Source organism: Pseudescherichia vulneris, from assembly GCF_902164725.1.
GTDB lineage: Bacteria > Pseudomonadota > Gammaproteobacteria > Enterobacterales > Enterobacteriaceae > Pseudescherichia > Pseudescherichia vulneris.
In genome coordinates this window covers 3,025,416-3,028,073 of record NZ_LR607338.1, presented here as the reverse complement: position 1 = coordinate 3,028,073, position 2,658 = coordinate 3,025,416, and the positions used below count along the sequence as shown (strand labels likewise).

Sequence of the window (2,658 nt, the reverse complement as noted above, 5' to 3'; positions counted from 1 at the left end):
GGGGTTTTTTAGACCAACGTACCGTAAATGGTCAGCAGCGCCACCACCACCACCACGGCGAAGGAGGTCTTCTTCGCCATCGATACCGCGGTTTTTGGCGTTTCAACCTTATCGAGATGCGGCTCGCGCGCCAGCGAGAACTGGGCCAGCCGGGTCAGGACATGATACTGCGAGGTGCGCCAGTCGGTGAGCGAGGCAAACCAGGCGGGCAGCGCCTTTTCACCATGGCCAATGAGCGCGTAAACCACCCCCACCAGCCGCACCGGGATCCAGTCCAGCAGGTGCAGAATAGCGTCAATACCGGATTGTAAGCGCGCGTGCGGCGTCATGTATCGCGCCAGCCATGACTGCCAGGCGCGCAGGAAAGCGTAGCCCACCAGCAGCACCGGCCCCCACGCACCGCCGACAACAAACCAGAACAGCGGAGCCAGGTAGAAACGGAAGTTAATCCACAGCAGGGCATTTTGCAGCTCGCGCAGGTACTCACGCTCGTCGCACTCTGGCGGTACGCCGTGGATCAGCGTCAGCTCGCTGGCCATGGTATCCCGCGCGTGGCTGTCATCTCGCGAGGCCGCCTTCAGATAGGCGTGGTAGTGCAGGCGCACCTTACCTGCGCCAATGCAGAGCAGGCCAAGCATAATCCACACCACCAGCAGCGGCACGTTGAAAAAGAGTCCATAGAGCGCACGCAGCAGCAGAAAGGTCACCAGCATCGCCCCGGCCGTCATCAGCAGCGTGCGCAGCATCGAGAAGCGCTTTATCCGGCGGAACAGCACCTCAAGGCGGTGATCCAGATGCCAGTGCTCACCAAGCTTAAAAAGGCGCTCGGCGATCAATACCAGCAGCATCGTGAATAGCGTCATGTCATCTCCTTATCTGACGAGAGGGCAACCAGAGCGCGAAATTTTTCCCAGTCAAAGGCCGGGCCAGGGTCAGTTTTACGCTCGGGCGCAATGTTGCTGTGTCCGGTCATATTGTCAGCAATAGCGGGGTAAAGCGCAACCAGCGCCTGGGTAATCGCCGCCAGCTGTTGATACTGCGTTTCGGTATAGGGCAGCGTATCCGTCCCCTCCAGCTCAATACCGATGGAAAAATCGTTGCAGCGCTCGCGCCCGCAATAGTGGGAGACGCCCGCGTGCCAGGCGCGCTTATCAAAAGGCACATACTGGACGATTTCGCCGTCGCGGCGGATCAGGCAGTGTGCTGAGACACGCAGGTGGGCAATCTCGGCAAAGAAGGGATGCGCGGTGGCATCCAGCGTGCCCGTAAACAGGGCGTCGATCCACGGCCCACCAAACTCACCGGGGGGCAGGCTAATGTTATGCACGACCAGCAGGGAGGGACATTCATCATCCGGGCGACAGTCATAATGCGGGGAGCGGACCTGCCGCGCATCGACCAGCCAGCCCTCGTTTAACTGCATACGGGATCTCCTCAAGTATGGCTCTAATACTCGCTTCAGAGTAGCATGTTTCAATCTTCTGATTCGTTACCCTTTTTGGAGTTTTATCATGCCGCCTCGCCGTTACAACCCCGATAGCCGTCGTGATGCGCTGCTGGAACGTATAAATTTGGATATCCCCGCCGCCGTGGCGCAGGCCCTGCGTGAAGACCTTGGCGGCGAGGTGGATGCGAACAACGATATTACCGCCCAGCTGCTGGCGGAAGATACGCGCTCGCACGCGGTGGTGATCACCCGTGAAGATGGCATCTTCTGCGGCAAGCGATGGGTGGAAGAGGTCTTTATTCAGCTGGCAGGCGACGACGTGCAGATCCAGTGGCACGTTGCCGACGGGGAGCGCGTGACCGCTAACCAGCCGCTGTTCGAGCTGGACGGCACCTCCCGCGTACTGCTGACCGGCGAACGCACGGCGCTGAACTTTGTGCAGACCCTCTCCGGCGTGGCGAGCGAGGTAAGCCGCTACGTCGATCTGCTCGTGGGCACCAAAACCCAACTGCTGGACACCCGTAAAACGCTGCCTGGCCTGCGAACCGCCCTGAAGTACGCAGTGCTGTGCGGCGGCGGGGCCAACCACCGCCTCGGCCTCTCCGATGCATTCCTGATCAAAGAGAACCACATTATTGCCTCCGGCTCGGTGCGCCAGGCGGTAGAGAAAGCCTTCTGGCTGCACCCGGACGTGCCGGTCGAGGTCGAGGTGGAGACGCTCACGGAGCTGGAAGAGGCGCTGAAGGCCGGGGCCGATATCATCATGCTGGATAACTTCACCACCGAGCAGATGCGCGAGGCGGTGCGGATCACCAACGGGCAGGCGCGGCTGGAGGTCTCCGGCAACGTCACCTTTGCCACGATCCGCGAGTTTGCGGAAACCGGCGTGGACTATATCTCGGTTGGCGCGCTGACCAAGCACGTGCGCGCGCTCGATCTCTCGATGCGTTTTCGTTAGTCCCGGTAATGCCCCGGTGGCGCTGCGCTAACCGGGGCGACGGATTTCGTTCCTGCTCGCAAAATCGTTGTTCCTCCCTGCAACGGCGTAAAAAAATCGGGAAGCAGCCTTCCCAAATGCCGTTTTGCTCCCTCGTCACACTCTCCCTGGACTGACACACTCCCCGGCATCAACCAGGGAGCACAACATGAAACAGTCATTGAAAAAACAGCGGGGGTTTACCTTAATCGAGCTGATGGTGGTGATCGGCATT

4 protein-coding genes are annotated in these 2,658 nt (G+C 60.1%); 2 read left to right on the top strand and 2 right to left on the bottom strand.

Annotated elements, in window-relative coordinates:
• Positions 1 to 8: 8 nt before the first annotated feature.
• Together ampE and ampD are read right to left on the bottom strand one after the other, a co-directional pair.
• The gene (gene ampE, locus FN633_RS12565; RefSeq protein WP_154057931.1) at positions 9 to 863 is read right to left on the bottom strand and encodes a beta-lactamase regulator AmpE; all 855 of its coding nucleotides are present in this window, start codon (positions 861 to 863) and stop codon (positions 9 to 11) included.
• Positions 860 to 1,423, bottom strand: a complete 564-nt coding sequence (gene ampD, locus FN633_RS12560; protein WP_154057930.1) for a 1,6-anhydro-N-acetylmuramyl-L-alanine amidase AmpD — start codon at positions 1,421 to 1,423, stop codon at positions 860 to 862. The genes ampE and ampD overlap by 4 nt, the downstream gene beginning before the upstream one ends.
• Positions 1,424 to 1,511: 88 nt before the next feature.
• Between ampD and nadC the strand changes: the two genes are divergently transcribed.
• Positions 1,512 to 2,405: a carboxylating nicotinate-nucleotide diphosphorylase gene (gene nadC / locus FN633_RS12555; protein ID WP_154057929.1), complete on the top strand. Its 894-nt coding sequence runs from the start codon at positions 1,512 to 1,514 to the stop codon at positions 2,403 to 2,405.
• A 187-nt stretch (positions 2,406 to 2,592) separates the two neighbouring features.
• Positions 2,593 to 2,658 (top strand): prepilin-type N-terminal cleavage/methylation domain-containing protein (locus FN633_RS18635; RefSeq protein WP_154058932.1); only part of this gene is annotated, 66 nt, incomplete at its 3' end.